General features: G+C 67.5%; 1 protein-coding gene and 1 tRNA gene. One reads left to right on the top strand and one right to left on the bottom strand.

Annotation, left to right across the window (positions count from 1 at the left end; translation table 11 throughout):
* Positions 1-2: 2 nt before the first annotated feature.
* Positions 3-75, bottom strand: a tRNA-Asn gene (locus ACEN88_RS31440).
* Between the two features lie 114 nt (positions 76-189).
* Here ACEN88_RS31440 and purT point away from each other — a divergent pair.
* Positions 190-1,392 carry a formate-dependent phosphoribosylglycinamide formyltransferase gene (purT, locus tag ACEN88_RS31435; RefSeq protein WP_413346045.1) on the top strand — a complete coding sequence of 401 codons (1,203 nt, stop codon included), beginning with the start codon at positions 190-192 and terminating at the stop codon, positions 1,390-1,392.
* Positions 1,393-1,509: the final 117 nt, after the last annotated feature.

Genomic DNA, 1,509 nt, shown 5'->3' with positions numbered 1-1,509 from the left:
GGCTCCCCGACCTGGACTCGAACCAGGGACCTGCGGATTAACAGTCCGTCGCTCTACCGACTGAGCTATCAGGGAATTGAGGCAATATTATAGCAGGAATCCAGGAATTGCCAAATCACGCCCGCGGCGTGCGCCCGGCGATACTGTTTGCTATAGTCGCCCTCTTCCCGACCTGCCCCCCACTGACCAATGACCACCCTCGGCACTCCCCTCTCCCCTTCCGCAACCAAAGTCATGCTGCTCGGCTCCGGCGAGCTCGGCAAGGAAGTCATCATCGCGCTGCAACGTCTCGGCATCGAAGTGATCGCCGTCGACCGCTACCCGAACGCGCCCGGCCACCAGGTCGCGCACCGCGCGCACGTCATCGACATGACGGACGGCGCCGCCCTCGCCGCGCTGATCGAGCGGGAGCAGCCCGACCTCGTCGTGCCGGAGATCGAGGCGATCGCGACCGCGAAGCTGGCCGAGCTGGAAGCGGCCGGGACGATCATCTGCATCCCGACCGCGCGCGCCGCGCAGCTGACGATGAACCGCGAAGGCATCCGCCGCCTCGCCGCCGAGGAACTGGGCCTGGCCACGTCGCCGTACCGCTTCGCGTCCAGCCTCGACGAGCTCGAGGCCGCCTGCGCCGAGATCGGCTTTCCGAACGTCGTGAAACCCGTGATGTCGTCGTCGGGCAAGGGCCAGTCGAAGCTGGACAGCGCCGCCGACGTCGAGGGCGCCTGGAACTACGCCGCGTCCGGCGGGCGTGTGGATGCGGGCCGCGTGATCGTCGAAGGCTTCATCGACTTCGATTACGAGATCACCTTGCTGACCGTGCGCGCGATCGGTGCGGATGGCAACGTCGAAACGCGCTTCTGCGAGCCGATCGGCCACAAGCAGGTGCATGGCGACTACGTCGAATCGTGGCAGCCGCAGCCGATGGCTCCGCTCGCGCTGCAGCGCGCGCAGGAGGTCGCCGGGAAGGTCACGGCGAACCTGGGCGGCCAGGGCGTGTTCGGCGTCGAGCTGTTCGTCAAGGGCGACATGGTGTGGTTCTCGGAAGTGAGCCCGCGCCCGCACGACACCGGCATGGTGACGATGGCGACGCAGGTTCAGAGCGAATTCGAGCTGCACGCCAAGGCGATCCTCGGCCTGCCCGTGAACACGGCGCTGCGCGCGCCGGGTGCGTCCGCCGTGATCTACGGCCAGCTGGAGGAAGCGGGCATCGCGTTCGAAGGCGTGGCCGACGCGCTGCGCGTGCCGGGCAGCGACATCCGCCTGTTCGGCAAGCCGGCGTCCTTCGCGCGCCGCCGCATGGGCGTGGCGCTGGCGACGGCGGAGGATGTCGAGACGGCGCGTGCACGGGCGCTGGAGGCGGCGTCGAAAGTGAAGCCGGTATCGGGCCGATAACGGAAAAGGGGCATCGATCGCTCGATGCCCCTTCCGAAATTCTGGCTCCCCGACCTGGACTCGAACCAGGGACCTGCGGATTAACAGTCCGTCGCTCTACCGACTGAGCTATCAGGG

The organism is Massilia sp. CT11-108 (assembly GCF_047302915.1).
Classification (GTDB): Bacteria; Pseudomonadota; Gammaproteobacteria; order Burkholderiales; family Burkholderiaceae_D; genus Telluria; species Telluria orientalis.
This window is presented reverse-complemented; position numbering and strand designations above follow the sequence as displayed.